The following is a 3,850-nucleotide window of genomic DNA, read 5'->3' on the forward strand; positions in this document are numbered from 1 at the left end:
TTTATCAAAGCTGCTAACCTTGCGGATATCCGCATCGCTGCTGTAAAACTAGCCAAAGATATTGCCATTAAATCGGATAAAAAAGTAATTGAAATTTACAATGCGCTAACTCAAGGTGATAGCGATTCTTTACAGGATTTCTTAGAGGAATTTGTAAACTTTCAAGATTTGCTAGAGAATAATACTGTATCCCGTAACTTGGTATTGGCTACGGCAGTAATTCAACGATTAGTACCTGAGTGGCAAGTAGAGAATAGTGGCGATCCTAATCTTATTCATCCCCAGCTACTTAATTTGGTGATTGAATTTGCCAAGAATGAAGAATCTGGCTGGCAAGATGTTGCTGCAACTGAAATCACAGAAACTGACTTGGGAAACTCGACACCGAGCAGCGAGATCCCGACTGGGGAGAAATCTTCTGGAGAATCCGCCGCTACTGGCCACAGGAAGAAAGATTCAGTGAAGGAAGATTTGGTAGCCAGCCAACCTGGTTAATTCTGCAAGCGCTACATTATGGCGCGAAGTTACACCGCGAGGAGTTGCACCTTGCTGAATTGGGGATCGCAACTCTGACCAGCTGTTTTGTTAATAGCAACCGCGATCCGAAGTCAGAAGCCGCCAAACCGAGTGACTTTTTCTACTTCACACCTGCTGAGGATGAAGGCATGAGCATTTCTCCTGATGCTGCTAACGCCTTCTTTGCCCTAGCTGATGCTGGGAAGCTGCCGGGGTGGTGCGTGGCGATCGCACCTGTTGATAAACTGGCTAAATCTCGCACCAGCGCTCCATGCACGCCAGTGGTGTGGGTGGGTGAGGGCGTAGTGTTGCTAATGCCTATTGTTGATGTTAGCGCAAGCGGTAGCGACGCAGGAGCGTCTGGGTTGGTGCGCTTCCCTCTAGGATTTGTTGAGACATCTGGGGAAGTTGAGACATCTGGGGGAGTTGTAAAAGTTCCAGAATTGGGTCAAGTTTGGGTGTTGGATGGAGAATTTGCCCTAGCATTGTGAAAAATTTTTCATGAGGCTAGACTTACCTCATAGAGTCACTCTGGACAAACGCTGTGGTCGCGGTCAAACCAAATAATATAGTAAATAGAATCTATCCTGAAACCGAAGATACGCTTCTTTTGACAAACACGCATTTCTGAAATAGTAACATCATCGCTGACGCTGTTTGGAAGATTGGGATGCTGTTCGATAACTTTAAATCCGCAACCGACCGATCCACCTCTGATTTTAGACCCCTGAGATTTGATCTGGAGCCAGGTATGCTTTTCAATCTTTTGCAGTGCGCGGATTAAATCGTCTATTTCGTCTGCTTCCCAATACGACAAACACCATCGATTTGGATCTGCATATGCAAACCTAAAGCTTGGGTGTAAATGATCCGTTGTTTCTCCCTGAGTTGCCTTTGCTGTAGCTGCCTCAGAGATTTTTTTCGATTTATTTTCGCTCTTTTGTTTTGGGAGACGCTTTTTCCCCATCAAGCTTCAACAAGTAGGTATTTCTCGTAGTAAGATTTCATTGTCTCATGAGAAATAACTTCTTGAGATTTTTCACCAGGATCTAAGCCTCTACGAGCTTCTTGCCAAGGCTGTTCATCATGAGTTAGCTTTTCAAGTCGCCTAGCACTTAACTCGCCGTAGCTATCCCAAACTTCTTCTAGTACTTCAATCTCGTCTTCAGAAAAATCTAGGTCACATGCCTCTGGTTCGGGGATAGCAGTATGTTTATGATCCTTGTAATTATTCCAGACATCATATACTACAGGGCCATGAGGCCATGCTTGAATTTCTTCAGGAAATAGAGGCTTGTCTCGCAATACTAAACTCCAAGCTTGAGCGTAATACACAAGCTTTTGAAGCTTTAATGCTGATATTGTGTCACCAGCATCTCTGTCAATGCGACAAAGAAAGTATTTGGCAACATCAAGGGCGCTTGGCATACTGTTTACTGCTTAAAGTAGTACAATTGTTCTGACACTTCTATTCTCGCATAATTTATCGCTTGCGATCACTCTTGTGTTGGGGAGTATGAAAAATTTTTCAGCAGCAAAGTCACGTTCTTTGCTGCACTCGATAATCGACTACAGAAACATTCCACTGCTGCTCAAATTTGCTTATCGAAGCTCTGATGTTGGCGTAATATTTGCTATCTAGCAAGTATTGAATCACCCACAATGGGGGGCATTCTCCAACATCTGCTCTATCCAGCCAATCAAATATCTCGCTTTGAGTTAATGTTTTTGCGCCGACGGAACAAACGCCATCAGGAGAGTTTTTCGGCTCAACACCCGAAATCTCATTTTCTGCTGACAACGAAGTAGATTGACAAAGAAGCGCATCTACAAGCGCCAGCGTCGTACAGTCCATTACCGCAGGTAACTCTTCCTCCAACTCTTCCACACCCTCGACAAGTTGAGGCGATGCACCCCCCAAGGGTGCGATCGCCGTCTCCTCACCTTGGGAGATTTCGTTTGGTGTGGAAGAATCACACCTCAAGAACTCTTTTGAAGAGTTCTTGAGGTGTTCTTGAGAAGTTACTGAGAGGTTTTGGAACGCTTGCTCAGTAATGATTTCAAGGTTCACCCCGGCACTGTCATTGCCGACCCCGGATGCTTTAGTGCCGATAGGGGTGCTATCAATTCCTTGGGCGGCATTATCATTGCCCAAGTTGGCACTGTCATTGCCGACCCCGGACGCAAAATTATTGCCTTGTTTCCAGTAAACAGTTCTTGAACCATGAAGGTTAATCACCATAGTCTCGTAATGCTGTTTACCTTCCAGCACTCTGGTTTCTGTCTTAAAATCAAATAGCCCAGTATCTCTAAGAATTTTCTTTGCACCTCTTAAATTGCGATCGCGTAGGGTTGTGGTGAGTGGCATCCAGCGAGAACCATAAGGATCTGATTTCCAACACTCACACAAAAGGCGTAGCACTGTTGGGGATTGATTTAATGCCCAATCGAGATCATCCGTTGGGATTGTCATGTGGGAGCGAGTACGCGCCTTGTTGCTCTGATCGCGCTTTGTGGATTTATCTACATCTGGCTTAGTTCTAGTCTTTGTCATTGTTCACCACCAAGCTGTGTTGTTTCTTGTGACAGTCATCGCATAGAGTGATTAAGTCCTCTAAATGTTCATGCTCTTTTCCGTGATTTTTGTAAGTTAGATGATGCACCTGTAAGCTCTCTTTTGCATCACAGCATTGACATTTAAATTCATCTCTTTTAAGTATTTCTTGGCGAATAGTAAGCCAGTATTCGCTTTTTAGGAATTTTTCGTACTCAGTGGGCTGTTGCCAATAGGATTTTCGGCGTGAACCATGCAAGTTTATAGTCATCCAATGTTCAGTTTTTCTACCATCTTTGACAGATTTCTTAGGTGTGAATAAAAACAAATTTTGTTCTTGGATGACTTTTTTTGCAGCACGAAAGGCACTGTAGCTAAGACTGGTAGTAAGCGATATCCAACGAGAGCCGTAAGGGTCTGATGTCCAGCATTCGTGCCACAGTTGGTTAACTGAAGGCTTTTGTTTCATTGCCCAAGCTAGGTCTTCGGTAGGAATGATGGCGTGCGCTCTAGTACGCTTGCGATCGGTGGATTGAATACCTTTGTAGTTAGTCATGACTCACCCCCAAATGACCGATACTGTTTCAAAACCCGCTCTTTAAGTGCATCGAATTTCTGTTTTTCTTCCTCTGATACCTCACCAATCAGTCGCTCAACCTCAGTCCTTTGCTGAAGCCTCATTTGATGACTGATAGCGGGTAATAGTTTGACCTCAGTTTCATTGCCAGGGCGAAAAGAGCGGCGACGAAACATAAACTTGAAATGCCGTTTATCCTGTGG

At 44.4% G+C, this 3,850-nt stretch carries 6 protein-coding genes and 1 pseudogene; 2 read left to right on the top strand and 5 right to left on the bottom strand.

The genetic code is table 11. From position 1 onward, the window contains the following. On the top strand, window positions 1–495 hold a 495-nt coding region (locus VE944_RS27760; RefSeq protein ID WP_324984930.1), incomplete at its 5' end, for a hypothetical protein. Between the two features lie 44 nt (window positions 496–539). Further along, on the top strand, window positions 540–1,007 hold the full coding sequence (locus VE944_RS27765) for a hypothetical protein (protein ID WP_324984933.1): 468 nt from the start codon (window positions 540–542) through the stop codon (window positions 1,005–1,007). Between the two features lie 35 nt (window positions 1,008–1,042). On the opposite strand, the gene VE944_RS27770 is transcribed toward VE944_RS27765, so the two are convergent. The 5 genes and pseudogenes from VE944_RS27770 to VE944_RS27790 all read right to left on the bottom strand — a co-directional run. Then, window positions 1,043–1,483, bottom strand: a complete 441-nt coding sequence (locus tag VE944_RS27770; RefSeq protein ID WP_324984936.1) for an MAG6450 family protein — start codon at window positions 1,481–1,483, stop codon at window positions 1,043–1,045. Next, a complete protein-coding gene (locus tag VE944_RS27775) occupies window positions 1,483–1,944 on the bottom strand; it encodes a Panacea domain-containing protein (protein WP_324984939.1) in 462 nt (153 codons plus the stop codon). The genes VE944_RS27770 and VE944_RS27775 overlap by 1 nt, the downstream gene beginning before the upstream one ends. Before the next feature lie 112 nt (window positions 1,945–2,056). Beyond that, complete coding sequence (locus tag VE944_RS27780; RefSeq protein ID WP_324984942.1) at window positions 2,057–3,070, bottom strand: hypothetical protein; 1,014 nt, start codon at window positions 3,068–3,070, stop codon at window positions 2,057–2,059. Then, window positions 3,057–3,626: an HNH endonuclease gene (locus VE944_RS27785; RefSeq protein WP_324984943.1), complete on the bottom strand. Its 570-nt coding sequence runs from the start codon at window positions 3,624–3,626 to the stop codon at window positions 3,057–3,059. The genes VE944_RS27780 and VE944_RS27785 overlap by 14 nt, the downstream gene beginning before the upstream one ends. After that, window positions 3,623–3,850: pseudogene (locus VE944_RS27790) on the bottom strand (KilA-N domain-containing protein); the annotation flags it as partial. The gene VE944_RS27785 and the pseudogene VE944_RS27790, both read right to left, overlap by 4 nt.

The sequence above is a fragment of the Nostoc sp. genome, assembly GCF_035638895.1.
Classification (GTDB): Bacteria; Cyanobacteriota; Cyanobacteriia; order Cyanobacteriales; family Nostocaceae; genus Nostoc.

Bases quoted from the DNA above. Each gene is read 5' to 3' on its own strand.
- VE944_RS27770 (WP_324984936.1), bottom strand. From the start codon at position 1,483: ATGGGGAAAAAGCGTCTCCCAAAACAAAAGAGCGAAAATAAATCGAAA.
- VE944_RS27775 (WP_324984939.1), bottom strand. From the start codon at position 1,944: ATGCCAAGCGCCCTTGATGTTGCCAAATACTTTCTTTGTCGCATTGAC.
- VE944_RS27780 (WP_324984942.1), bottom strand. From the start codon at position 3,070: ATGACAAAGACTAGAACTAAGCCAGATGTAGATAAATCCACAAAGCGC.
- VE944_RS27785 (WP_324984943.1), bottom strand. From the start codon at position 3,626: ATGACTAACTACAAAGGTATTCAATCCACCGATCGCAAGCGTACTAGA.